A 24,984-nucleotide genomic window follows, 5' to 3' on the forward strand; every position below is an offset into this window, starting at 1 on the left:
TCTGTTGTTTCCCCGAAAGCCATACCGGTGACATCACGCACGCGGGTGCGCCCCCGCCCACACCTCGCGCAGCGCGTGCACGGTGACCAGGGTGTAGATCTGGGTGGTCGTCACCGAGGCGTGGCCCAACAGCTCCTGGACGACGCGGACGTCGGCGCCACCCTCGAGCAGGTGGGTGGCAAAGGAGTGCCGCAGGGTGTGCGGGGATACCGCCGCGGTGATCCCGGCCCGCTCGGCGGAGTCCTGCAACACCTGCCAGGCGCTCTGCCGCGAGAGCCGGCCGCCGCGGGCGTTGAGGAAGATCGCCGGCACGCCGCGCCCGCGGCGGGCCAGCTCGGGCCGGCCCCGCACCAGGTAGGCGTCCAGTGCGGCGATCGCGGGCCGGCCCACCGGAACCAGCCGCTGCTTGCCGCCCTTACCGCGCAGCAGCACCGAGCGGGCCTGGGTGTCGACGTCGTCGAGGTCCAGGCCGACCGCTTCGGAGATGCGCGCCCCGGTGGAGTACAGCAGTTCCAGCAGGGCCCGGTTACGCAGCGTCAGCGGGCCGTCGGAGGGCTCGTCGCCGCCGGCGCCGTCGAGCAAGGCCAGCACCTCGTCAAGGCTCAGGCTCTTGGGCAGCCGCCGGCTCGGTGTCGGTGGCTTGACCGCCCGGGCGACGTCGGCGGCGATGATCCCTTCCGACGCGGCGAACCGGTGCAGCCCGCGCACCGCGATGAGCGCGCGTGCCGCCGAGACCGCCGACAGCGGGGTGACCCCGGCCTCGGGATCGCCGCGACGCAGTGCGACCAGGAAGTCGCTGACGTCGTTCTCGGCGACGTTGCGCAGATCGTCGATCCCGCGCAGCTGCAGATGCTCGGCGTAGCGGCGCAGATCACGCCGGTACGAGCTGATCGTGTTGGCGGCCACACCCCGCTCGATGGTGAGGTGGTCGAGGTAGCCCTGAAGCTGGCCGTCGAGCGCCGTGACGCTAAAGGTGGTCACTGGGTCTCCTGCCGCGCGGCGAACGCACTCGGCCGCGTCGACCACGCCGCATCCACCGGGCGGGTCTGCTCGCCGTCGACGAGCACCGCGTGCGCAGCCAGAATACCTACGGCAGCAATGGAATTCACGATCTTCCCGGACAGCACCTGCTGTGCCGCCTGCTCGATGTCGACCCAGTGCAGCGTCAGGTCGGCTTCTTCGTCGTCAGCCTCCGGCCGGTCGATGTCGGCCAGTTCGCGGGCCAGATAGATCCGCACCGCCTCGTCGCTGAACCCGGGCGAGGTCACGATGTCGACCAGCACGCTCCACTGCCGGGCTGTCAGCCCCGCCTCTTCGTGCAGTTCCCGCGCCGCGGTCACGGCCGGATCCTCCCCTGCGGCGTCGAGAAGCCCGGCGGGCAACTCCCACAACCGCTGCTGCACCGGATGGCGGTACTGGTACACCATGGCGACGCGGCGGTGTTCGTCGACGGCGACAACGGCGACCGCCCCGAAATGCTCGACCACTTCCCGGGCGGCGGTATTGCCGCCCGGCATCCGCACCTCGTCGGTGCGTAACGCGAGAATCTTTCCGCGGTACACGGTTTCAGAGGCAACGGTCTCGAAGTCGTGGTCAGCCACGGGTGACGTGTTCTGGGACCTGATCGGGTATCTGCGCTGCCGCGCCGTCGGGGTGTTCCCTGCCGTTGGAGTGCTGCTCGGGGATCTCCACCGGAAGCCGTTCAGCCGCCTTGTAATCGATGGCCGCGCCGATGAAGGCGACGAACAGCGGGTGCGGACGGGTCGGGCGGCTCTTGAGCTCCGGATGGGCCTGGGTGCCGACCAGGAACGGGTGGACGTCAGCCGGGTATTCCACGAACTCGACGAGATGTCCGTCCGGCGAGGTGCCGGAGAACTTCAGCCCACTGCCCGCGATCTGGTCACGGTAGGAGTTGTTGACCTCGTAGCGGTGCCGGTGGCGCTCGGAGACCCGGGTGGATTCGTAGGCCTGTGCGACGATCGATCCCGGCTCCAGAACCGCAGGGTAGGCACCCAGGCGCATCGTGCCACCCAGGTCGGCTTCACCGGCGACCACGTCACGCTGGTCGGCCATCGTCGAGATCACCGGATCCGGTGTGCCCGGCTCGAATTCCGCCGAGTTCGCCTCCGTCAGTCCCACCGAGCGGGCCGCCTCGATCACGATGCACTGCAGGCCCAGGCACAACCCGAGCACCGGCAGTCCGCGGTGGCGGGCATAGCGGATGGCGCCGATCTTGCCTTCGATACCGCGGATGCCGAAGCCGCCGGGGATGAGCACGGCGTGTACGTCGTCGAGGACGGCGGCCGCCCCGCTGTCGGTCTCGCAGTCGTCGGAGGCCACCCAGCGCATCTCGACCTTGGCGCGGTGGGCGAATCCGCCGGCGCGCAGCGCCTCGGCCACCGACAGGTAGGCATCCGACAGGTCGATGTACTTGCCCACCAACGCGATTCGCACGGTCTCTTTGGGCTCGTGCACGCGGCGCAGAAGGTCGTCCCATTCCGACCAGTCGACGTCACGGAACGGCAGGTTCAGCCGGCGGACCACATAGGCGTCGAGTTCTTCGCGGTGCAGCACCTTGGGGATGTCGTAGATCGACGGCGCATCCGGGGTCGAGATCACCCCGTCGACGTCGACGTCGCACATCAGCGCAATCTTGTTCTTCAACGGCTCGGGCACGTCGCGGTCGCACCGCAGGATCAGCGCATCCGGGGAGATGCCGATACTGCGCAGCGCGGCCACCGAGTGCTGCGTCGGCTTGGTCTTGAGCTCACCGGAGGGCGCCAGATACGGCACCAGCGATACATGCAGAAAGAAGCAGTTCTCCCTGCCGACCTCGTGTCGGACCTGGCGAGCCGCCTCCAGGAACGGCAGCGACTCGATGTCGCCGACGGTGCCGCCGATCTCGGTGATCACCACGTCGGGCCGGTTGCCGCTGGAGTCGGGCAGCGCCATGGCCATGATCCGGCGCTTGATCTCGTCGGTGATGTGCGGGATGACCTGCACGGTGTCACCGAGGTACTCGCCGCGGCGCTCCTTGGCGATCACCGTCGAATACACCTGACCGGTGGTCACATTGGCCGACTGGGACAGGTTGCGGTCCAAGAATCGCTCGTAGTGGCCGACGTCGAGGTCGGTCTCGGCGCCGTCTTCTGTGACGAAGACCTCGCCGTGCTGGAACGGGTTCATGGTGCCCGGGTCCACGTTGAGGTACGGGTCGAGCTTCTGCATGGTCACCTGCAGTCCGCGGGCCGTCAGCAACTGGCCCAGGCTACTCGCGGTGAGACCCTTGCCGAGGGACGAAACCACACCGCCCGTGACAAACAGATGCTTGGTCGCGGTCTGTGGGTGCTTGCGCAATGGTGGCAAGAACAACCTCCGTGATGACGGCGCAGGACTTGGTTTTCCAGGCCTCGGATGACGATCGAGATCTGGTTGGGGCCTGCCGACCCACGGAAACTCACCCTAACACCGACACCGACAAGCCGTCGCTAACACGCCAGTGGGCTTGGTTACCTCTGGGTTACTGCGGGACGGTGATGCCGGCCGCGCCGGGCCCGATCCCGAACTGCCCCGGCGGTGCGCCATCGATCAGCTTCTGCAGCGCCAGCACGGCGGTGATCCGGCCCGACTCGACGCTGACGTCGTCGACGGTGCTCACCGCGGCCGCCATCCCGGCATCGGCCCGGGTCACCGCGATCGCGGACGTCCCGGTCGCCGAGCCGTCCCGCCCGGCCAGCAGCGTCCCGGTGCCATGCGGGGCGAGTCCGGCGGCGAAGCGGGCGACCGTGGACCCCTGGTTGCCGGCGTCGTCCCCGAGGGCACCGCCGGTGACGATGATCGCGGTGTTGGCCGCTCCGACGTGGTCGCCCTGATAGGTGACGAAGCCGGTTTCGCGCAGCGCGGCCAGCACGGTGTCACGCGCAGGGTCGTCGACGGGCTTGATCTCGGGGTCGCGGTTGATCAGCAGCGCGATGCCGAGCAGATCGCCGGCCTGCGAGCCCTGGTCGACCATCGTGGTGCTCAGCTGCGCCCCCGCGGGCAGTGACGAGCTGACGACCGTGCGCAGCTTCTCGGCGGAGTTGGCCTCGACGAACTCCTGGGTCAGCGACACGGTTCCGCTGACGGCGCCGCCGGCCTGACCGACGACGCGGTTGACCGCCTCGACGTCGTCATTGTCGGCATCGGGCGTGCGGAACAGCACCACAGACTTGCCGGCCAGGGTGTCACGCAAGATACGACCCGACATCGCGGTGTCGAACTCATTTGCCGCACCGAGCTTTTCGTTGAGCGCGTTGCGTTGGTCGGTGAGCGCGTTGATCTGGTTGGCCAGGTCCTGCTTCTCGCTGCGCAGGCCGGACAGCAGCGTATCGGAGAGCACACCCGAGCCCAGGACCACGCCGAGGGCAAGTGCGAGGAACACCGCTGCCAGCGAAATGGCATGGTGGCGTAGCGAAATCACAGCCGATAAGCCTTTCTGCTGCGCAGGTGGGCTAGGTCACCCAGCCCTGCACCCACAGCGTCAAGCGGTTCCAGTAGGTCACGATCCAGTCGATGACCACGGCGTCGGCCCGCGACACCCACAGTGCGGCGATGATCGCGAACAGCACGGCCAGGATCAGCATGGCGATCGCGCCGCCCGAGATGTGGTTGCGGTACAGGGTGGCAACGGCTTTCGCGTCGACCAGTTTCTCGCCCACCTTGAGCCGGGTGAGGAAGGTCGACGGGTTGCTCTGCTGGCGGGAGCGGTCGAAGAACTCCTCGATGGTCGCCGAGTGGCCGGCGGTGACGATCAGCGACGCCCCGTGGTGATCGACGAGCAGCAGGGCCAGGTCGGCAGCCGAGCCGGCGGCCGGGAACGTCATCGCCCCGATGCCGAGGTCCTGAATGCGCTCCAGGCCGACAGCGTGTCCGTCGGCGTCGGCGGGCAGCACCACCTGGGCGCCGCACTTGAGCGCGTCGGCGCTGATCGAATCGGGATTACCGACGATCAGCGCGGGCCGGTAGCCGCCCTTGTGCAGGATGTCGGCACCGCCGCCGACGCCCACGAGCACCGGCTGGTACTCCTTGATGAACGGCTTGAGGGCCTTGAGGTCCTCCTCGGCGCCGGGACCGTCCGCGACGACCACGACGTGGCGGCGGAAGACGTCGACGTCGATATCGGGAATGCCGATACCATCGATGAGCAACGGGCTCTCGCTGCGGATGAACTCAATCGTGTTGCCTGCGAACGCTTCCAGATGCGCCACCAGCCCGGTCTTGGCGTCGTGCATGAGGTCGGCGATCTCTTCGTCGCTGCGCTCGACACCGTGCACCAAGCGGCGGTCACCGGCGTACACCCCGCCGTTGTGCAGGCGGATCTTGGCGCCGTCCTTGACCTTCTTGAACGCCTCGTCGCCGACGCTGTCGATCAGGGTGATGTTGTTGGCCACCAGCACCTCGGGGCCCAGGTTCGGGTAGCGACCCGAGATCGACGGCGAGGCGTTGACCACACCGGCGATCCGGGCATCCACCAGCGCGTCAGCGGTCATCCGGTCCAGATCCAGGATGTCCAGCACGACGATGTCGCCCTCGCCGACCCGGCGCAGCAGCCGATCGATGTCGCGGTCGACGCGCGCGGTGCCCGTCACTCCCGGTCGCGCAGTGGTGTTACGAGAGAGAAGCGCTGACATCTTCATGGGCCGATTGTGTCGGCGAGGATGCCCTTATCCACGGAGGCGCGCCGTAACACCAGCCCCACAAGTCACATTTTGTCACATCAGCAACACGATCAGGTTGCGGCGTTGTCCTCCTGGGCGGCGGCCAACAACTCGCGGGCATGGGCCCGCCCGGTGTCGGACTCCCCCAGCCCGGCCAGCATCCGCGCCAGCTCGGCCACCCGCTGCTCACTGTCGAGCCTGCGCACCTCGCTGGCGCCGTTGCGCCCGGACTCGACCACCAGGTGGGTGTCGGCATAGGCGGCGACCTGCGGCAGGTGGGTGACGACGATGACCTGGTGGCTCCGGGCCAGCCGCGCCAGGCGCCGGCCGATCTGGACTGCTGCCCGGCCGCCGACGCCGGCGTCGACCTCGTCGAACACCATGGTGGTTCCCTCGGCCGAGGCGGCCAGTACGACCTCCAGCGCCAGCATCACCCGGGACAGTTCACCGCCGGAGGCGCTCTTGTTCAGTGGCAACACGTCGGTGCCCCGGTGGGCGGTGAAGCCGAACTCCACCAGGTCGACCCCGTCGGCGCCGGCGTGCACCAGTTGCCCGGATGGCAACCGCAGCGGCGCGCTGTCGTCGTCGCGGGCGGGCAGCCCCGACACCTCGACGGTGAAGTCGGCGTCGGCCATCGCCAGCCCGGCGAGTTCGGCGGTGACCGCCTTGGCCAGGCCCTTGGCCGCCTTGGTCCTAGCCTTGGTGAGCTCACCGGCCGCAGCGGCCACCTGCCCGGCCAGTTCCTCGACCCGGCGCGCCAGCCCGCTGAGGGCCTCCTCGGAGACGTCGAGCTGGGCCAGGCGCTCGCGTGCCTCGGCAGCCCAGCGCAGCACACCGTCGACGTCGGCGGCGTACTTACGGGTCAGGATGCGCAGCTCGGCCTGCCGCGCGAGCTTGGTCTCCAGCGCGCTGGCATCGCTGGGCAGGTCGCCGAGGAAGTCGCCGAGTTCCCGGCCGGCATCCCCGACGACGGTCAGCACCTCGGTGAGCTGGCGGGCCAGCGCGGTCAGCGCGGTGTCGTCGGTGGACTCCAGCGCGGTGATGGCCCTGCCGAGACTGTCGGTGGCCGAATGGGGTTGACCCTCCGAGATGTCGTCCGACGCGGACAGTTCGGCTCGCGCACTGGCGGCCGCCTCCCGCAACGCGTCGAGTTCGGAGAGCCGGCGGATGTCGGCCACCAGCGTCTCGTCCTCACCGGGTGAGGGGTCGGCACCGTCGATCTCGGTGAGCGCGAACTTCAGCCGGTCGGCCTCCTGGGCGAGTTCACGGGCCCGGTTGCTGCGATCGACAAGATCACGACGCGCGACCTGCCATTCGTTGCGGACCTTCTTGTAGCGCTCGAGTTTGGCCTCGACACTGGCGAAGCGGTCCAGCGCGCCGCGTTGTTCGTCGGGACGCATCAACCTGAGCTGATCGTTCTGGCCGTGCAGGGTGAGCAGACCGTTGGTGAACGCGGTCAGCGACTTCGCCGGCACACTGCGGCCGCCGAGGTTGGCCCGCGACGGCCCGTCGCGGCTGACCGAGCGCAGCGCGATGATGCTCGCGTCGTCGTCGCGGTCGGCACCTGAGGACTCGAGGATCTCGTCGATCTGCCTGGCGGTAACCGGGTCGAGGTCTTCGGTGCTGAACCGTCCTTCGACGACGGCCCGATCGGCGCCCGAGCGCACCCGGGTGGCGTCGGCCCGCGCGCCGCCGAGCAGGTGCAGACCGGTCACCACCATCGTCTTGCCGGTGCCGGTCTCGCCGGTAAGCACGGTCAGGCCTTTGTCGAACTCGGCGGTCGCGGCGCTGATCGCACCCAGGGCCTGAATCCGGATCTCGGCGAGCATCGTCGGGTTACCGCCCGCGCCAGCCGGTGACCGGCAGGCGGAACTTGCGCACCAGACGGTCAGTGAACGGGGCGCTGTCGAGTCGCACCCATTTCAGCGGCGTGCTGCACTTGGTCACCTCGAGGCGGCCACCGGCCGGTAACCGCATCTCGCGGCGGCCGTCGCAGAGCACCAGCCCGTCGTGGCTGTCGGCGTCGATCTCGATCGCGATGGTCGCGTGCGGGCTGGTGACCATCGGGCGGGCGAACAACGCGTGGGCGTTGTTGGGTACCACCAGGATTGCCTCCAGGTCGGGCCAGACCACCGGCCCGCCCGCCGAAAACGCATATGCCGTGGACCCGGTCGGGCTCGACACGAGCACGCCGTCGCAGCCGAACGACGACACCGGCCTGCCGTCGATCTCCAGGACGACGCCGATCACCCCGAGTCGGGTGCCCTTCTCCAGGCTGGCCTCGTTGAGTGCCCACCCACGCGAAACGACCTTGCCCTCGACCCGCACGGCGATGTCGAGCGTCATTCGCTCCTCGACGCGGTAGGTGCGGGCGACCACATGGTCGAGCACGGTGTCGATGGCTTCGGCCTCGGCCTCGGCCAGGAAGCCGATGCGCCCGAGGTTGATACCGAGCACCGGAATCTCGGCGTTGCGGGCCAGTTCGGCTGCGCGCAGAAATGTCCCGTCGCCGCCGAGCACCAGCACCAGTTCGCAGCCCTCGGCGGCACGCTCGTCTGCGTCGACCAATTCGACGTCGGCCCCGAGTCCCTGCACATCGGCCGACTCGGGCTGCAGCGACCCACGGTCGACGGCCTCTGCGGACAGGACGCGCAGCGCGATTCCGTTGTCGCTCAGTACTTTTTTGACGCGACGTGCGGTGTCGGTGGCCTCCTCGCGGCCGGTGTGCACGACGAGCAGGATCACCCGCTCCTGAGTCATTGCGGTCCTTCCGCGACGGCGCGGCGTACCGCGGCGTCCAGTTCGGTTCCCACCAGCGCGCGATCGGTGTGGGCGCGCAACCACAGGAAGTATTCGACATTGCCCGACGGGCCGGGCAACGGGCTGGCTGTCACGCCGACGGTCTGCCAGCCCAGCGTTTCGGCTCGAGCGGCAACGGCCAGCACCGCGGAGGCACGCAGCTGCGGGTCGGACACCACCCCGCCGGACCCCACCTGGTCGCGGCCGACCTCGAACTGCGGCTTCACCATGGGAACGATATCGGCGCCCGGATCGGCGCATGCAGTCAGCGCAGGCAAGACGGTAGCCAGCGAGATGAATGACAGATCGGCGACCACGATGCCAACCTGCCCACCGATGGCCTCGAAGCTCAGGTCCCGCACATTGGTCCGCTCGATCACCCGGACCCGTGGATCGGAACGCAGTGACCACGCGAGCTGCCCGTAGCCGACGTCGACGGCGACGACCTCGGTGGCACCGCGGTCCAGCAGCACCTCGGTGAAGCCGCCTGTCGAGGCGCCGGCGTCCAGGCACCGCCTACCGGTCACGTCGATACCGAAGGTGTCCAGCGCGCCGATGAGCTTGTGGGCGCCGCGCGACACCCAGGTCCTCTCGCCGTCACCCTCGACGGTCAGGTTGGCGGTGATCGACACCGCCGTCGCCGGCTTCACCGCAGGCATGCCGTCGATGCTGACGCGGCCGGCGCCGATCAGCTCGGCCGCCTGCTGGCGCGACCGCGCCAGGCCACGTCGGACCAGTTCTGCGTCAACCCGGGCACGCCGCGTCACGCCGACCTCAGCCTTTCTCCACCGATTCCAGCGCACTAACCAGAATCTGGTGCGCTTCCTCGAGTCGGCGGCCGACGTCGTCGATATCGACGCTGTCGAGGTCAGCGCGCTCGGAGTCGACGCTGGGCAACTCGGCCAGGACAGCATCGATCTCGGCGCGAATCTGTTCAGGATCGGTGGTCATCTCACCGTTCACGCTAGCCGATCAGCCGCCGTCAGCAGCGCCCAGCGCTCCAGCGCGGCGCGCGCGGTGTCGTCGCCGGCACTGACGGTGATCGCACGACCGTCCGGGGCCGCATCCCAGACGGCGCGGGCGGTCGCACGGACCACCGACAACTCGTCGTCGCCGGGGCTGTCGCCGGTGGCGAAGACCGTCACCGCGGCCCCGCTCACCTCGACCCGCCAGGCCGGGTGGGCGGCGACGGCCAGGGCGGCGGATTCGCGGTGTAGGTCGCGAAGGTCCGCCGCGATAAGGGTGGGCCGTTGCTCGGGGCGCGCGTGGACCGCATCGGCGGCGTTGTTGACCCCGGTCAGCACCATGAGGCTGGGCAGATCAGCGGAATTGGCACCTTCGATGTCGGTGTCCAGACGGTCGCCGACCACCAGAGGTGTCTGAAATGTGCCGCGGGCCAGGGCATCCCGCATCAGTGCCGGCGCCGGCTTGCCGGCGACCTGCGGCTCGGCGTCGGTGGCGGTCCTCAGCGCGGCGACCATCGAACCGTTGCCCGGCAGCAGACCGCGTTCGGTCGGCAGCGTGCGGTCCACGTTGGCCGCCACCCACAGGGCGCCCGCCCGAATCGCCAGGGCCGCCTCGGCGAGGATCGCCCAATCGGTGCTTGTCGAATGCCCCTGGACCACCGCGACCGGGTCGTCGGAGAACAGGCGGACCGGCTGCAGGCCGACCGCGGCCACCTCACCGGCGAGGGCGTCGGTCCCCACGACGAGGACTTTCGCTCCGGGCGGTAGCTGCTGCGCGAGCAGACCGGCGGCACTCTGGGCGCTGGTCACCACGTCGTCGGCGGTTGCGCTGAAGCCGAGTTCACGCAGATGCTCGGCCACCTCGTCGGCGGCCCGGGACGCGTTGTTGGTGACGAAGAGTGTGCGGGTGTCGGCCGAGTCGAGAGCCTCGATGGCCCCCTCGGTGGGCTCATGGCCCCGAAAGACGGTGCCGTCAAGGTCGAGCAACAGGCAATCATGTTGCTGCACAAGTGTTGTCACGTCAGGCCAGCTCGCTGACCCGCTCTTCGGCGTCGGTGACACCGTCGATGTCGGCGGCTGCGGCGTGGATGAACCACTGCAATGCATCCTCGCCGCGATCGAGCGCCAGCAGCGTCTCGGCGTAGACGTAGAACAGCCGCGCGGCGGTGTTTCCGGTGCGCGAGGAATCCGGTTGCGGGCTCGACAGCAGGGCCAGCGCCTGTTCGAGCTGGCCCAGGTCGGCGCGGGCGCCGGCCGCGACGATCCGCATCTCGTCGGCGTCGTCGCCGGTCAGTGCTGCCGCCTCGGCGCTGCGGGCCAATTCGATGGCACGCTCGGGACGCCCGACACCACGCTCGCAGTCCGCAATGAGCGGCAGCAGTTGCGATTTGCTGCCCATCCGGCGGGCAGCACGGAATTCGGACAGTGCCTGCGCCCAGTCGCCGCACTGGTAGGCGGCGATACCGACGGCCTCACGGACCGCGGCGATGCGCCCGGAGCGGGCACGTGCGGCCTGCGCGTGAGCCAGGGCCGCCTCGGGGTCCTCGTCGATCAGTTCGCCGGCGGCGACCAGGTGGCGGGCCACCATGTCTGCGGTCGTGCGGTCCAAAGTCGAAAGCTCACCACGGATCTCGGGTGCGAGCTGCTTGGCTTCGATCGACGCCGGTATCGGTGGGCCGCTCGGCCGGGAGGCGCCGTCCTCGGCGTCGGGCGGATAGTGCGGTTGGGCTTCGCGCGCCCGTCCGCCACTGGAGCGGTACGGAGCCTTGGGTCCGCGACGGTCACGGCCTGAAGCGCCGCCCGCACCGGCGGGGCGCCGTGCCGGCCGCCCACCGGAATTACCTTGCCTGTCGTCGACCACCTGTAAAGGATACGGGCAGCACCGAGAGACCCACAATTCGGCATTGTTTTAATTCGTGAATGCAATTCATTCCGGAATAGAGAAACGCCCCCCGATTGCTCGGGGGGCGTTTCCTAATGTGTGTTCGGCGGTGTCCTACTTTTCCACCCGGGTTGGGTAGTATCATCGGCGCTGGCAGGCTTAGCTTCCGGGTTCGGGATGGGTCCGGGCGTTTCCCTGCCGCTATGGCCGCCGTAACTTTATTCACTCGTTTGTGAGTGTAAATCTGTGTGTTTTGGTGGTGGGGTGTAGTGGTTTGCGTGGTGTGTGGTTGCGAGGTTTTTCCTACAACAATCGTGGTTTGTTGGTTGTTGTAAGTTTTCGGCCGGTTAGTGCCAGTTCCCTAAACCTATTGCTAGGTGTGCAGGTCTGGTCTATCGATCCCGTGGTCTGCGGGGGGCCTTATCCCACTTAATGGGTGAGAAGCCTGGTCTTGGAGAAGGTTTCCCGCTTAGATGCTTTCAGCGGTTATCCTGTCCGAACGTGGCTATCCAGCGGTGCCACTGGTGTGACAACTGGTGGACCAGAGGTTCGTCCGTCCCGGTCCTCTCGTACTAGGGACAGCTTTCCTCAAGCTTCTGACGCGCGCGGCGGATAGAGACCGAACTGTCTCACGACGTTCTAAACCCAGCTCGCGTGCCGCTTTAATGGGCGAACAGCCCAACCCTTGGGACCTGCTCCAGCCCCAGGATGCGACGAGCCGACATCGAGGTGCCAAACCATCCCGTCGATATGGACTCTTGGGGAAGATCAGCCTGTTATCCCCGGGGTACCTTTTATCCGTTGAGCGACACCCCTTCCACTCGGGGGTGCCGGATCACTAGTCCCGACTTTCGTCCCTGCTTGACATGTACGTCTCGCAGTCAAGCTCCCTTGTGCACTTGCACTCAACACCTGATTGCCGTCCAGGTTGAGGGAACCTTTGGGCGCCTCCGTTACATTTTAGGAGGCAACCGCCCCAGTTAAACTACCCACCAGGCACTGTCCCTGAACCGGATATACGGTTCGAAGTTAGAAGTCCAATACGATCAGAGTGGTATTTCAACAACGACTCCACGATCACTAGCGTGACCGCTTCATAGTCTCCCACCTATCCTACACAAACCGTATCGAACGCCAATACCAAGCTATAGTGAAGGTCCCGGGGTCTTTTCGTCCTGCCGCGCGTAACGAGCATCTTTACTCGTAGTGCAATTTCGCCGAGTCTATGGTTGAGACAGTTGAGAAGTCGTTACGCCATTCGTGCAGGTCGGAACTTACCCGACAAGGAATTTCGCTACCTTAGGATGGTTATAGTTACCACCGCCGTTTACTGGGGCTTAAATTCTCCGCTTCACCCCAAAGGGTTAACGGGTCCTCTTAACCTTCCAGCACCGGGCAGGCGTCAGTCCGTATACATCGTCTTGCGACTTCGCACGGACCTGTGTTTTTAGTAAACAGTCGCTTCTCACTGGTTTGTGCCACCCCCCACCGCTGCCGGCCGCGTGGGCCATGACAGTAGGAGGTCCCCCTTCTCCCGAAGTTACGGGGGTATTTTGCCGAGTTCCTTAACCATAGTTCACTCGTACGCCTTGGTATTCTCTACCTGACCACCTGTGTCGGTTTGGGGTACGGGCCGTGTGTGTGCTCGCTAGAGGCTTTTCTCGGCAGCTGAGGATCACCGAATTCGCCTCACTCGGCTATGCATCACCTCTCAGGCACATGACATCCGGATTTGCCTAGATGTCGCCCTACAGGCTTGCCCCAGTATTACCACTGACTGGTACGGCTACCTTCCTGCGTCACCCCATCGCTTGACTACTACCAGAGAAGGTCCCGCGCAGCCCCGCCAATCCTCACACCCGAAGGTGATCGGTAACGACGGTTTTGGGCGGTTAGTACCTCTGATTCATCATGGGCGCGCACACACGGGTACGGGAATATCAACCCGTTGTCCATCGACTACGCCTGTCGGCCTCGCCTTAGGTCCCGACTCACCCTGGGAGGACTGGCCTGGCCCAGGAACCCTTGGTCTTTCGGCGGGCAAGGTTCTCACTTGCCTTATCGCTACTCATGCCTGCATTCTCACTCCCACACCCTCCACAGCTCCATCACTAGGCTGCTTCACTGGATGCAGGACGCTCCCCTACCCAACGTATAAATACGTTGCCGCGGCTTCGGCGGTGTGCTTGAGCCCCGCTACATTATCGGCGCACAATCACTTGACCAGTGAGCTATTACGCACTCTTTCAAGGGTGGCTGCTTCTAAGCCAACCTCCTGGTTGTCTCTGCGACTGCACATCCTTTTCCACTTAGCACACGCTTAGGGGCCTTAGCCGGCGATCTGGGCTGTTTCCCTCTCGACGCACGGAGCTTATCCCCCGCCGTCTCACTGCCGCGTTCTTGGACTTACCGGCATTCGGAGTTTGGCTGACGTCAGTAACCCTGTGGGGCCCATCGGCCATCCAGTAGCTCTACCTCCGGTAAGAAACACGCGACGCTGCACCTAAATGCATTTCGGGGAGAACCAGCTATCACGGAGTTTGATTGGCCTTTCACCCCTACCCACAACTCATCCCCTCAGTCTTCAACCTAAGTGGGTTCGGGCCTCCACGCGGTCTTACCCGCGCTTCACCCTGGCCATGGGTAGATCACTCCGCTTCGGGTCCAGAACACACCACTACACCACACACTGTTGTGTGGATACGCCCTATTCAGACTCGCTTTCGCTACGGCTACCCCACACGGGTTAACCTCGCGACATGTCCCTGACTCGCAGGCTCATTCTTCAAAAGGCACGCCATCACCCCACGCTTTAACACGAAGGCTCTGACGGATTGTAGGCACACGGTTTCAGGTACTATTTCACTCCCCTCCCGGGGTACTTTTCACCATTCCCTCACGGTACTAATCCGCTATCGGTCACTGGGAAGTATTCAGGCTTACCGGGTGGTCCCGGCAGATTCACAGCAGATTTCACGGGCCCGCTGCTACTCGGGAACCCATCACCACAGAGAACATGTTTTCGTCTACGGGGCTCTCACCCGCTACGGCAGACCATCCCAGGTCACTTCGACTAACACGTTCTTTTCTCACTGCAGCCCAGACCGGCAGATCTGAGAAGATAGGCCCCACAACACCGCACACACAACCCCTGCCGGGTATCACATATGCACGGTTTAGCCATCCTCCGCTTTCGCTCGCCACTACTCACGGAATCACAATTGTTTTCTCTTCCTACGGGTACTGAGATGTTTCACTTCCCCGCGTTCCCCCCCAACGCCTATATATTCAGCGTTGGGTGACACGACATCACTCGTGCCGGGTTTCCCCATTCGGACATCCTCGGATCAACGCTCGGTTGGCAGCTCCCCGAGGCATTTCGCAGCCTCCCACGTCCTTCATCGGCTCCCAGTGCCAAGGCATCCACCATGCGCCCTTAAACACTTACAAACATAAAACCAAAAATGAGATTAGGAAAAATTGCACATCAACACACACCAACGCAACACCCACCCCAAAGGGCCGGCGCCACCATTCGTGCGCGCTAGATGCTCGCAACCACTATCCACAAATCAAACACCACACCCCACCACCAAAGTGAGGCAACAACACTCCGACCCCACCAACGTGAGGCCACCCCGCAACCGGGGCACAGGCTTGTTGTCTCAAAGCCCAACAGTGTGTTTGGCAGCAGCCAGGGTAAAAACCCCGCCCTGAACAACTTTGCTTGTCGTGCACCAGAACCTGAAACCCACTACAGGCCAGGCCCATCCAACGAATCGCTGCACTCACCGAACCCCCACACGATGTGGGCGGGGCGCAGTCTCGTGGTGCTCCTTAGAAAGGAGGTGATCCAGCCGCACCTTCCGGTACGGCTACCTTGTTACGACTTCGTCCCAATCGCCGATCCCACCTTCGACGGCTCCCTCCCTTACGGGTTAGGCCACCGGCTTCGGGTGTTACCGACTTTCATGACGTGACGGGCGGTGTGTACAAGGCCCGGGAACGTATTCACCGCAGCGTTGCTGATCTGCGATTACTAGCGACTCCGACTTCACGGGGTCGAGTTGCAGACCCCGATCCGAACTGAGACCGGCTTTCAAGGGATTCGCTCCACCTCACGGATTCGCAGCCCTTTGTACCGGCCATTGTAGCATGTGTGAAGCCCTGGACATAAGGGGCATGATGACTTGACGTCATCCCCACCTTCCTCCGAGTTGACCCCGGCAGTCTCTTACGAGTCCCCGCCATCACGCGCTGGCAACATAAGATAGGGGTTGCGCTCGTTGCGGGACTTAACCCAACATCTCACGACACGAGCTGACGACAGCCATGCACCACCTGCACACAGGCCACAAGGGAATACCTATCTCTAGGCACGTCCTGTGCATGTCAAACCCAGGTAAGGTTCTTCGCGTTGCATCGAATTAATCCACATGCTCCGCCGCTTGTGCGGGCCCCCGTCAATTTCTTTGAGTTTTAGCCTTGCGGCCGTACTCCCCAGGCGGGGTACTTAATGCGTTAGCTACGGCACGGATCCCAAGGAAGGAAACCCACACCTAGTACCCACCGTTTACGGCGTGGACTACCAGGGTATCTAATCCTGTTCGCTCCCCACGCTTTCGCTCCTCAGCGTCAGTTACTGCCCAGAGACCCGCCTTCGCCACCGGTGTTCCTCCTGATATCTGCGCATTCCACCGCTACACCAGGAATTCCAGTCTCCCCTGCAGTACTCCAGTCTGCCCGTATCGCCCGCACGCCCACAGTTGAGCTGTGAGTTTTCACGAACAACGCGACAAACCACCTACGAGCTCTTTACGCCCAGTAATTCCGGACAACGCTCGGACCCTACGTATTACCGCGGCTGCTGGCACGTAGTTGGCCGGTCCTTCTTCTATAGGTACCGTCACTTGCGCTTCGTCCCTACTGAAAGAGGTTTACAACCCGAAGGCCGTCATCCCTCACGCGGCGTCGCTGCATCAGGCTTGCGCCCATTGTGCAATATTCCCCACTGCTGCCTCCCGTAGGAGTCTGGGCCGTATCTCAGTCCCAGTGTGGCCGGACACCCTCTCAGGCCGGCTACCCGTCGTCGCCTTGGTAGGCCATCACCCCACCAACAAGCTGATAGGCCGCGGGCCCATCCCACACCGCAAAAGCTTTCCCCCACCAGGCCATGCGACCAGCAGGGTGTATTCGGTATTAGACCCAGTTTCCCAGGCTTATCCCAAAGTGCAGGGCAGATCACCCACGTGTTACTCACCCGTTCGCCACTCGTGTACCCCGAAGGGCCTTACCGTTCGACTTGCATGTGTTAAGCACGCCGCCAGCGTTCGTCCTGAGCCAGAATCAAACTCTCCAAACAAAAACAACCCATCCAAAGACAGGTGAATTCGAATCAGAAAAATCTGACCTAACAAAAAGACACCAAAAACTGGCATCAACAAACATCACATCCCAACACGGGGGTGCCAGAACATGACAAAAAACAACAAACAAAAACCACCAAACACACTATTGAGTTCTCAAACAACAGACCTGACACCTTCACCGGCCGCGCAAACACCCCGCGACTTTCGCCGCGAGCGGTAGGGCGGACAGTGGAACACCCCGGAATCCGGGAGTATTCCTCGAAGATGCCGTCGCGCTCTGCGGGCTGACCGCGTCGCGGCGACGTGGATTAAGTTACGTGAGTGCTAACGGGGAGTCAAATCGCCTGCTAGAAGCAGGGTTTCGGCTGCTCAGAAGTCACCGCACGCGCTGCACGCCAGCAACGTTCCGTTTGCCTCGGCGCAGCACAAGCCAACTTTCATGCAGGAAGTGGGACGGTTGTGCCACCCAGTCGTCGCCCTCGACCTTGACGTTGTTCACCGACACACCGCCTTCGGCGATTGTCCGCTTGGCTTCCTTCCTGCTGGCCGACAAGCCCGTGGCCACCAGAAGGTCGACGATCCCGTCCGGAGCCCCCGGCTCGAGGGTGGCCACTGAGGTCTCTTTCAGGGCCGCGGCCAGCGTGGCCTCGTCGAGTTGTGACAGCTCACCCCGGCCGAAGAGTGCCTGCGACGCGTGTTCGACCGCCGCAGTCGCGGCCTCGCCGTGCACCAAGGTGGTGAGCTCCTGAGCCAATCGGCGCTGCGCCGCCCGCTCGTGCGGGCGCTCTGCAGTGGCCACTTCCAATTCGGCCAACTCCTCGGCCGACAGAAAGGTGAACCAGCGCAGGTAACCGATCACATCGGCGTCGGCGGTGTTGACGAAGTACTGGTACCAGGCATACGGACTCGTCATCTCGGGGTCCAGCCAGAGGCTGCCCCCACCGGTGGACTTGCCGAACTTCGTGCCGTCGGCAGATGTGACCAACGGCACGGTCAGCGCATGCACTGTCGCACCGAGCTTCTGGCGGACCAGGCGCACGCCGGCGATGATGTTGCCCCACTGATCGGAGCCACCGATCTGCAGGGAGCAGCCGTAACGCTGGTGCAACTCCACATAGTCGTTGGCCTGCAACAGCATGTAGCTGAACTCGGTGTAGGAGATGCCCTCGCCGTCGAGGCGCCGGCGAATGGTGTCGCGGTCGAGCATCACATTGACCGAGAAGTGCTTGCCCACGTCACGCAGGAACTCGATGGCTCCCAGTTGTGACGTCCAGCTCAGGTTGTTCTCCACAATCGCGCCGGTTGGCGAGTCGTCGAAATCGACGAACCGCTCAAGCTGTCCGCGAATGCGATCGGACCACTGAGCGACCGTGTCGGCGGTGTTGAGCGTGCGTTCACCGTTGTCGCGAGGATCACCGATGAGTCCGGTCGCCCCGCCGGCCAGAACGATCGGCCGATGCCCAGCCCGCTGGAAGCGCTGCAATGTGAGCAACGGCACCAGGTTTCCGGCGTGCAGGCTCGGCGCGGTGGGGTCGAACCCCGCGTACACCGTCATCGGGGGCTGCGCCGCTAGGGCGGCGAGCCCGTCGATGTCGGTGGACTGTGCGATCAGTCCCCGCCAACCCAGCTCGTCGAGAATCGTCGTGCTCATGGGTTGATCTTCCCGTATCGGATCGGCTCAGTCGCTCGCGCCCGGCATTGGTGCGCGGGGACTGCGCCGGTACGCCGACACCTCGGGGCGTCCCGTCAGCCAGAATCTCCAGGCGCGATCCGCAGCGCGGCTGACCCCGACCCGCGGCCCGCAGCTGTCCGCTCCGGGATCGCCGAGCTGCACGGTGACCGGCGAGGCGGTGTCGAAGACGTCCACCCCGTTGTCCCCCATCTCGACAGCAAGCGCTGAGCACAAGTTGCCCGGGCCGCGCGCCAACGCCACGGGCGTGACGGACGGACCCCGCCTGGACTGCGCCGTCTGCAGACCGGATTCGATCGCGGCTGCCCGCAGCAGGACCGCCGCCGCAACGCCCTCGGGGCCGCACGACACGTTGGCGCAGACGTGGATTCCGTGACTGCGATAGGTATAGAGCCTGCCTGCCGGTCCGAACATCACCGAGTTCCTGGCGGTGGGACCGCGATAGGAATGGGCGGCAGCATCCGGCCACGGCCCGGTCGGCGGTCCGCCGTAGGCCTCGACCTCGACGATCAGCGCGGACACACCCCGGCAGCTGATCACCCCGCCGAGCAGCCGACGGGCTGCGCCGACCGGGTCGCCGGCCAGCAGCTGCGCAGTCACGACACGCATTGTGCCCGTTTTCGTTGACGTGACGACAGGACAGGCGCATTATTCATCGTGTGATGACTTCATCGGGTGATGAATTACTGGCGGCGCCTGCCGACGGCGCGGTTCACACCAGACACCTGCGGGTGGTCCGCGGCAAGCGGGTGGCGCTGCACGACTTCTCGGTGGACATCGCCCGCGGCACGGTCACCGGGCTGCTCGGCCCCTCCGGGTGCGGCAAGACGACCTTGATCCGCAGCATCGTCGGGACCCAGATCGTCGCCTCGGGAACGGTGACGGTGCTCGGCCATCCGGCGGGCTCTCCCCCGCTGCGGCGTCGCGTCGGCTACGTCACCCAGGACCCGACGATCTACAACGACCTGCGGGTGATCGACAACGTCCGCTACTTCGCCGCCCTGTACGGCGTGCCCACGACAGCAGCCGACGACGCCGTCGACAGTGTCGGGTTGCGCGACCATGCCGGCGCGTACTGCGGGAACCTCTCCGGCGGTCAGCGCGCCCGGGTGTCCCTGGCCTGCGCCCTGGTCTGCCAGCCCGACCTGCTGGTGCTCGACGAGCCCACGGTCGGCCTCGACCCGGTACTGCGCGCCGACCTGTGGGCGCAGTTCCATGCCCTGGCCCGTCGCGGCGCCACCCTGCTGGTGTCCAGCCACGTGATGGACGAGGCCGACCACTGCGCCGACCTCCTGCTCATGCGCGACGGCCGACTACTGGCCCACACCACACCTACCCAGCTACGGGAGGACACCGGATGCACGTCACTGGAGGAAGCGTTCCTGTCCGTCATCCGGCACACCACCGCAGCGCCAGCCGGCTGAGTCCGCGCGCCTACCTGGCCACGACGGCCCGCATCCTGCGACAGCTGCGGTCCGATCACCGCAGTATCGCGATGATCCTCGTCGTCCCCAGCGCGGTGATCGCCCTGATGTACTTCATGTTCTCCGACGTACCGACCAGGCCCGGCGCCGTATCGCCCTTCCACAACGCGTGCCTGATCCTGCTCGGGCTGTTCCCGCTGTTCGTGATGTTCCTCATCACCTCGATCACCATGCAGCGCGAGCGCGCTTCGGGAACGTTGGAGCGCATCCTCACCACTCCCCTGCGCCGGCTCGATCTGCTGGCCGCCTACGGCACCGCGTTCTCCGTCGCCGCGGCAGCACAGGCCAGCCTGGCGTGTGTGGTGTCGTTTTGGCTGCTCGGGTTCCAGACCGCGGGCAGCCCGGTGTGGGTCTTCGCGATCGCGGTGATCAACGCGATCCTCGGTGTGGGCCTGGGATTGTTGGCCAGTGCGTTCGCCCGCACCGAGTTCCAAGCCGTCCAGTTCATGCCGGTCGTCATCGTCCCCCAACTGCTGCTCGCCGGCATCATCGTGCCGCGCGCGATGATGCCGACCTGGCTGGAGTGGATCAGCAACGCGATGCCGGCCAGTTATGCCCTGGAAGCGCTGCAACAGGTCAGCACCCACGCCGAACTGACCAGCGTTGCGATCCGCGACATGCTCGTCGTCCTCGGCTTCGCGGTGGTGGCTCTGGCGCTGGCGGCCGCAACCCTGCGGCGGCGCACACCGTGAAGCGCCCGGGACGCCCGCCGGGCAACACCTCAGATACCCGCGAGCGCATCCTCGGCGCGGCGCGAGAGTTGTTCGCGCGCAACGGTATCGATAGAACGTCGATACGCGCGATCGCGGCGGCCGCGGAAGTGGACTCCGCCCTCGTCCATCATTACTTCGGAACCAAGCAGCAACTGTTCGCCGCGGCCATCCGGATGCCCATCGACCCAACGGTGGTGATCGACCGGATGCGGGAGATCCCGATCGAGGAACTCGGTCACGCCCTGCCCGCGATGCTGCTAGCGCTGTGGGATTCGGAAATGGGCGATGCCCTGGTCGCCACCATGCGATCCATCCTTAGCGGTGCCGACGTCAGCCTGATCCGGACGTTCATCCAAGACATCGTCACCGCGGAAATCGCTCCGCGAGTTGACAATCCACCGGGGACGGGACGTATCCGCGTACAGTTCGTGGCCTCGCAGATGCTCGGTATCGCCGTCGCGCGCTATATCGTCGGCGTCGAACCGTTCGCCTCATTGCCGCCGCAGCAGATCGCGCAGACCGTCGGACCCAATCTGCAGCGCTATCTCACCGGGGACTTGCCGCTGTAATCAGGCGCTCGTGTTCCTCGGGACCGACGTCGACGGCCTCGTCGACCAACAGCACCGGAATGCCGTCCTCGATCCGGTAAGCCTTGTGCAGGCGTGGGTTGTACAAAAGTCCGTCGACCGAAAGCAGCGGGCCGCGATCGGCCGGGCACACCAGGATGCTGAGGAGTTTCTCGTCGAGCATGATGCGGCTACTGCCCGGGGATGTTGGGGTTGCCGTCCGAGGGCATCTGGCCGGCACCCATCACCGCGTTGTTGTTCTGCGCGGCCTGGGCCTGCTGAAGCATTTCGGTCTGCGCCTTGATCTTCTGCTGGTACCCGAGGGTGTCGCTGAGCGCCTGGATCAAGGGCTTCTGGTTGGGCCGGGAATCCAGCGCATCGATGATCTCGGCCACGTTGGACTTGGAGGGCTTGTAGCCCTGGGAGCGCAACTTCATCACGGACTTGATCAGGTTGGACAGCTGGCCGCCGCCGGCACCCTGGTCGTACTCCTGGTCGATGAACAACAGCAGTTCGTCAGCGCTCTTGAACTGGGGAACGCCCGAATCCGCTTGCGCGGTCGGGGTGGCCGGTGCGGTGGACGACGGCTCGGCCAGCGCGGTCGCGGACCCGAAGCCAACGATCAGGGCAGCGGTCAGCACACCGATCACTGCGCCTTTGGCGCCGCGACCCGAGCGGCTGGAAACGCTGTGCGTTGTCATGCAATCCTCCGACGCGTGGGCACCCCGACTACCGGCGAGCCTAACAGTGCGGCACGACCTGGGCAGGAACTCAGTTCTGGGTACCCGCCAGCTGTGCCCGCACCGCGGCCGTGAGCCGCTTGTACTTCTGGGTATCGGCGTCCAGATACCAGCTGTTACGCGTCGCCTTGGGTATCCCGGCCGCCCGCAGCGCCGACACCGTCGGCCGGTAAGTGGCCGAAAGTGGCAGTTCGGCGACCACGTGGACGATGTCGGGAGCCAGGCCGACCGGCATCGCCGACACCGCCTCGGTCAGATCGGCGGCGGTGACGCTGGCCCCCGGCCGCAGGGTCACGGCGGTGACGGCAAGTGTGCCGGCGGGCGCCTCGACCCCGTAGGTGGCGGCCAGATCGACCGCGAGGATTCGGCTGACGGCGTCGGTGCAGGTCTCCGGGAACACCACCCCACGGCGGGTGTGGATCAGCAGGTTGCGGCTGCCGAGCAGCCAGAAGTCACCGTCGGCATCGCGCCGGAACACGTATTCGGTGGAGATCCAGGTGTCACTCGGCGCGAAGACGCCGCGTTTGACCGACGCGGTCGGATCGATCGGGCCCCACGGCTTGGCCAGCAGCAAACCCACCTGATTGGGCTCGGCGATCCGCACGAAGCCGCGGTCGTCCTCCAGGATCAGATCGTCGTCGGGGTCGTAGGCGGCCAGTTCCACCACACCGCCGCCGGGCAGTGGGCGGCCCTTACTGCCGACCTTGGCCCCGGCGACGTTGGCCAGGACCGCCTGTCCGTCCGTGGTGGCGAAGAACTCGACGATGTTGGCCGGGGTGAACCCGTCGACGACGCGCTGCCACAGGCCCGTCGGCATACCGGAGCCGATGAACAGCCGCACGGGATGGATCGCCGAGAGGTTGAACGACGGGGCGTCGACGACATCTCGCAACATCGCCCACGTGTAGGACACCACGGTGACGCCGTACTGACGGATCTCGGCGAAGAACCGCTCCGGCTCGAGGCTGCGCGCCAACGCGATCCGGGCACCACCGACGACCGCGCCGCCCAGGCTCACCAGCAGACCGGACTGGTGGTGCAACGGGGTCAGGCAATAGACGGTGTCACTGCCGCCCAGCGCCGCCGCCGAGGCGGTACCGAAGGCCGACAGTGCCCACCGGTAGTTGGTGATCTGTTTGGGGATCAGACCGCCGCCGACCGTACTGAACGCCACGAATGCCAGATCGCGGGCAAAACCCGGGTTGGGGCGATACCACCCGGGCAGCGCGACGGCATCCGGGTCGATCTTCTCCATGTCGATGACGCCGCTGTCGCCGGGCAGGTTGAGATCGCGGGATTCACCGCCGCCCAGGACCAGGATCTGCACGGGAAGCTTGCGGGCGGCGTCGAGGTTGCCCGGGTCGGTGATGACCTCGGTGACACCGCCGAGGCGAACGGCTTCGGCGAGGTCGGCATCCGGGGGCATCAGCACCGCGACCGCACCGAGCCGGGACAGCGCGGCGATCGCCACGAGCGCCGAGGGCCGGGTGTCCATCAGCACCCCGACCCGCACGCCCTGGCGCACCCCGACCGCGATCAGCCCGCGCACGACGTTGTTGATGCGGCGATTCACCGCCTGATAGGTGTGAACCCGGCCGTCGAAGAGCAGGAACTCACCGTTGGGGGCGCCGTCAGCCTGTTCATCGATGATGCGGCCCAACGAGATTCGGGTGTGGTCGTTGATCTGACCGAGGCGCACCAGTCGCGGCAGCGTGCGGGCGGTTTCGACGGCCAGCGTGCGCATCGACTTGTTGGTGGTGACGACGGCGTCGGCGACACCGCGGACCAGAGACGCCGCCAGACCGGACGCCTCGGCCACACCGTGCATGATGCGCGAACTCAGCGCCACCCCGGAATCCTCGGGTTCGGCGGTGCTGTCCGGCATCGGCGAGATGCTGGCCGGGCGCGCGGTGCCGCCCGACGACTGCCACGACACCCAGTCGGCCACCGTCGGCCAGGTGGCCGACGCGGCCTTGGATCCGACCACGAGTCCGAAGTGCCCGGCGCGGATCATCACCTCGTAGACGTCGGCGCTCGGCGCGGCGCGTTTGATGCCGCGAACCGAGGCCGGCTGACCGATGTCGTCGACCTCACCGACGAATGCCAGTACCGGGCAGGTGATGTCACTGAGCGTCACCAGCTGTTCGTTGATGACGAAGCCGCCGGTCATCATCCGGTTGTGGGCGATGAACTGTTTGAGCAGCTCGGAAACCGCGGGACCCGACCAGGCGATCCAGCCTTCGCTGTCGAGGAATCGGCGCTGCTGCTCGCGCGGCAGCAGCGCTTCACGGTCGTGCAGCTGGCGGACGAAGTCGATGCGGGCCTTGGCGGTCTTGAGGGGATCGAGCATCTGAAAACCGGTGCGCGCCAACCAACCTGGGATGTCGATCCGGTTGAAGACATGGTCGGCCATGAAGTCGGCGGCGACTGCACCGAAGTTGGCCGGGATGCCCATCGGCAGTGCGGCCAGGGTGTCCACCGGCGACCCGAAGGCCACGATGCTGGCGACGTCCTTGCTGCGGCGGTAGGCGGCGGTCTGATAGCAGAACATCCCGCCCTGCGAGTAGCCGGCCAGGTGCACACTCTGGCCAGTGCTCTCCTTGACGGTGTCGATGGCCTCGCTGAGCGCGACGATGTGGTCGGTGAGGGTGCGTTGCATGCCACCCTCGACCTCGTCGGGTGACCCGAAGTCGATCACCCACGGATCGATGCCCGCCGCGTGCAGGATTCCGACCGCGCCGTCTTCCTGGGTGACGTCCCACATGTTCGCCGACATCATCATCGGGTGCACCATCAGCACCGGCGGCCCGGCGGGTGGCTGACCCGGGCGGTTGTCCGGCGGGAAGTAGCGCCGGAGCTTGTACATCGACTTGCTCTCGACGGTCTGGAACGGCGAGGGCACCACACCGGTCTCCAGACCGCCCCAGCGCAACACCTCGAAACCGTTCTGTGCCGTCGCCATCAGACGCTCGACCGGCCTGGTGACCGCCGACAAGTTCAAGTCCACAACCACTCCCTGTCCGACATCACTGCTGCGTAAGGCCCCGACAGCCAGCACATCATGGCACAAAGCCGACCTG

The 24,984-nt window shown here is 65.7% G+C and carries 19 protein-coding genes and 3 rRNA genes; 3 read left to right on the forward strand and 19 right to left on the reverse strand.

The window, feature by feature from the left end; translation table 11 throughout:
• Positions 1 to 33 precede the first annotated feature (33 nt).
• The 16 genes from xerD to OG976_RS01785 all read right to left on the reverse strand — a co-directional run bounded on the left by xerD (position 34) and on the right by OG976_RS01785 (position 19,010).
• Positions 34 to 981, reverse strand: a complete 948-nt coding sequence (gene xerD, locus OG976_RS01710) for a site-specific tyrosine recombinase XerD (protein ID WP_328357042.1) — start codon at positions 979 to 981, stop codon at positions 34 to 36.
• Positions 978 to 1,601, reverse strand: coding sequence for an NUDIX hydrolase (locus OG976_RS01715; RefSeq protein ID WP_328357045.1), 624 nt, complete (start codon positions 1,599 to 1,601; stop codon positions 978 to 980). Before OG976_RS01715 ends, xerD begins: the two co-directional genes overlap by 4 nt.
• Entirely contained in the window at positions 1,594 to 3,357 is a 1,764-nt protein-coding gene (locus OG976_RS01720) for a CTP synthase (protein ID WP_328363043.1), read from the reverse strand. The genes OG976_RS01715 and OG976_RS01720 overlap by 8 nt, the downstream gene beginning before the upstream one ends.
• Positions 3,358 to 3,520: 163 nt before the next feature.
• Positions 3,521 to 4,459, reverse strand: coding sequence for a copper transporter (locus tag OG976_RS01725; RefSeq protein ID WP_328357048.1), 939 nt, complete (start codon positions 4,457 to 4,459; stop codon positions 3,521 to 3,523).
• A gap of 31 nt (positions 4,460 to 4,490) precedes the next feature.
• Positions 4,491 to 5,675 carry a putative cytokinetic ring protein SteA gene (gene steA, locus OG976_RS01730; protein ID WP_328357051.1) on the reverse strand — a complete coding sequence of 395 codons (1,185 nt, stop codon included), beginning with the start codon at positions 5,673 to 5,675 and terminating at the stop codon, positions 4,491 to 4,493.
• 92 nt (positions 5,676 to 5,767) lie between these two features.
• Positions 5,768 to 7,525 (reverse strand): DNA repair protein RecN, encoded by a 1,758-nt coding sequence (recN, locus tag OG976_RS01735; RefSeq protein WP_328357054.1) that lies wholly within the window; start codon positions 7,523 to 7,525, stop codon positions 5,768 to 5,770.
• Positions 7,526 to 7,532: 7 nt separating this feature from the next.
• Positions 7,533 to 8,456: an NAD kinase gene (locus tag OG976_RS01740; RefSeq protein WP_328357056.1), complete on the reverse strand. Its 924-nt coding sequence runs from the start codon at positions 8,454 to 8,456 to the stop codon at positions 7,533 to 7,535.
• Complete coding sequence (locus OG976_RS01745) at positions 8,453 to 9,262, reverse strand: TlyA family RNA methyltransferase (protein ID WP_328357059.1); 810 nt, start codon at positions 9,260 to 9,262, stop codon at positions 8,453 to 8,455. The genes OG976_RS01740 and OG976_RS01745 overlap by 4 nt, the downstream gene beginning before the upstream one ends.
• A gap of 7 nt (positions 9,263 to 9,269) precedes the next feature.
• On the reverse strand, positions 9,270 to 9,446 hold the full coding sequence (locus OG976_RS01750; protein WP_328357063.1) for a hypothetical protein: 177 nt from the start codon (positions 9,444 to 9,446) through the stop codon (positions 9,270 to 9,272).
• 8 nt (positions 9,447 to 9,454) lie between these two features.
• Entirely contained in the window at positions 9,455 to 10,480 is a 1,026-nt protein-coding gene (locus tag OG976_RS01755; protein ID WP_328357066.1) for an HAD-IIA family hydrolase, read from the reverse strand.
• Between the two features lies 1 nt (position 10,481).
• Positions 10,482 to 11,321, reverse strand: a complete 840-nt coding sequence (locus OG976_RS01760; RefSeq protein ID WP_328357069.1) for a tetratricopeptide repeat protein — start codon at positions 11,319 to 11,321, stop codon at positions 10,482 to 10,484.
• A 122-nt stretch (positions 11,322 to 11,443) separates the two neighbouring features.
• Positions 11,444 to 11,557 (reverse strand): 5S ribosomal RNA (rrf, locus tag OG976_RS01765).
• Positions 11,558 to 11,669: 112 nt separating this feature from the next.
• Positions 11,670 to 14,792 (reverse strand): 23S ribosomal RNA (locus OG976_RS01770).
• 391 nt (positions 14,793 to 15,183) lie between these two features.
• Positions 15,184 to 16,704: ribosomal RNA gene (locus OG976_RS01775) — 16S ribosomal RNA — on the reverse strand.
• Together the 16S, 23S and 5S rRNA genes form the textbook arrangement of a ribosomal RNA operon.
• A gap of 383 nt (positions 16,705 to 17,087) precedes the next feature.
• Positions 17,088 to 18,362: a tyrosine--tRNA ligase gene (gene tyrS / locus OG976_RS01780; protein ID WP_328357072.1), complete on the reverse strand. Its 1,275-nt coding sequence runs from the start codon at positions 18,360 to 18,362 to the stop codon at positions 17,088 to 17,090.
• Positions 18,363 to 18,389: 27 nt separating this feature from the next.
• Positions 18,390 to 19,010 carry a DNA-3-methyladenine glycosylase gene (locus OG976_RS01785; RefSeq protein WP_328357075.1) on the reverse strand — a complete coding sequence of 207 codons (621 nt, stop codon included), beginning with the start codon at positions 19,008 to 19,010 and terminating at the stop codon, positions 18,390 to 18,392.
• 50 nt (positions 19,011 to 19,060) lie between these two features.
• On the opposite strand from OG976_RS01785, the gene OG976_RS01790 reads away from it, so the two are divergent.
• Genes OG976_RS01790 through OG976_RS01800 form a run of 3 tightly spaced genes read left to right on the forward strand, consistent with a single transcriptional unit; the run spans position 19,061 to position 21,167 of the window.
• On the forward strand, positions 19,061 to 19,825 hold the full coding sequence (locus OG976_RS01790) for an ABC transporter ATP-binding protein (RefSeq protein ID WP_328357078.1): 765 nt from the start codon (positions 19,061 to 19,063) through the stop codon (positions 19,823 to 19,825).
• The gene (locus tag OG976_RS01795) at positions 19,759 to 20,577 is read left to right on the forward strand and encodes an ABC transporter permease (protein WP_328357081.1); all 819 of its coding nucleotides are present in this window, start codon (positions 19,759 to 19,761) and stop codon (positions 20,575 to 20,577) included. Before OG976_RS01790 ends, OG976_RS01795 begins: the two co-directional genes overlap by 67 nt.
• Positions 20,574 to 21,167 (forward strand): TetR/AcrR family transcriptional regulator, encoded by a 594-nt coding sequence (locus tag OG976_RS01800; protein ID WP_328357084.1) that lies wholly within the window; start codon positions 20,574 to 20,576, stop codon positions 21,165 to 21,167. Before OG976_RS01795 ends, OG976_RS01800 begins: the two co-directional genes overlap by 4 nt.
• On the opposite strand, the gene OG976_RS01805 is transcribed toward OG976_RS01800, so the two are convergent.
• The 3 genes from OG976_RS01805 to OG976_RS01815 all read right to left on the reverse strand — a co-directional run bounded on the left by OG976_RS01805 (position 21,145) and on the right by OG976_RS01815 (position 24,917).
• Complete coding sequence (locus OG976_RS01805) at positions 21,145 to 21,348, reverse strand: Trm112 family protein (protein ID WP_328357087.1); 204 nt, start codon at positions 21,346 to 21,348, stop codon at positions 21,145 to 21,147. The two genes, OG976_RS01800 and OG976_RS01805, sit on opposite strands and share 23 nt — an antisense overlap.
• Positions 21,349 to 21,355: 7 nt before the next feature.
• Positions 21,356 to 21,865 carry a hypothetical protein gene (locus OG976_RS01810; RefSeq protein WP_328357090.1) on the reverse strand — a complete coding sequence of 170 codons (510 nt, stop codon included), beginning with the start codon at positions 21,863 to 21,865 and terminating at the stop codon, positions 21,356 to 21,358.
• A gap of 70 nt (positions 21,866 to 21,935) precedes the next feature.
• The gene (locus tag OG976_RS01815) at positions 21,936 to 24,917 is read right to left on the reverse strand and encodes an acyl-CoA synthetase (protein WP_328357093.1); all 2,982 of its coding nucleotides are present in this window, start codon (positions 24,915 to 24,917) and stop codon (positions 21,936 to 21,938) included.
• Between the last annotated feature and the right edge of the window lie 67 nt (positions 24,918 to 24,984).

This window comes from Mycobacterium sp. NBC_00419, assembly GCF_036023875.1.
In the GTDB taxonomy this organism is placed as follows: Bacteria; Actinomycetota; Actinomycetes; order Mycobacteriales; family Mycobacteriaceae; genus Mycobacterium.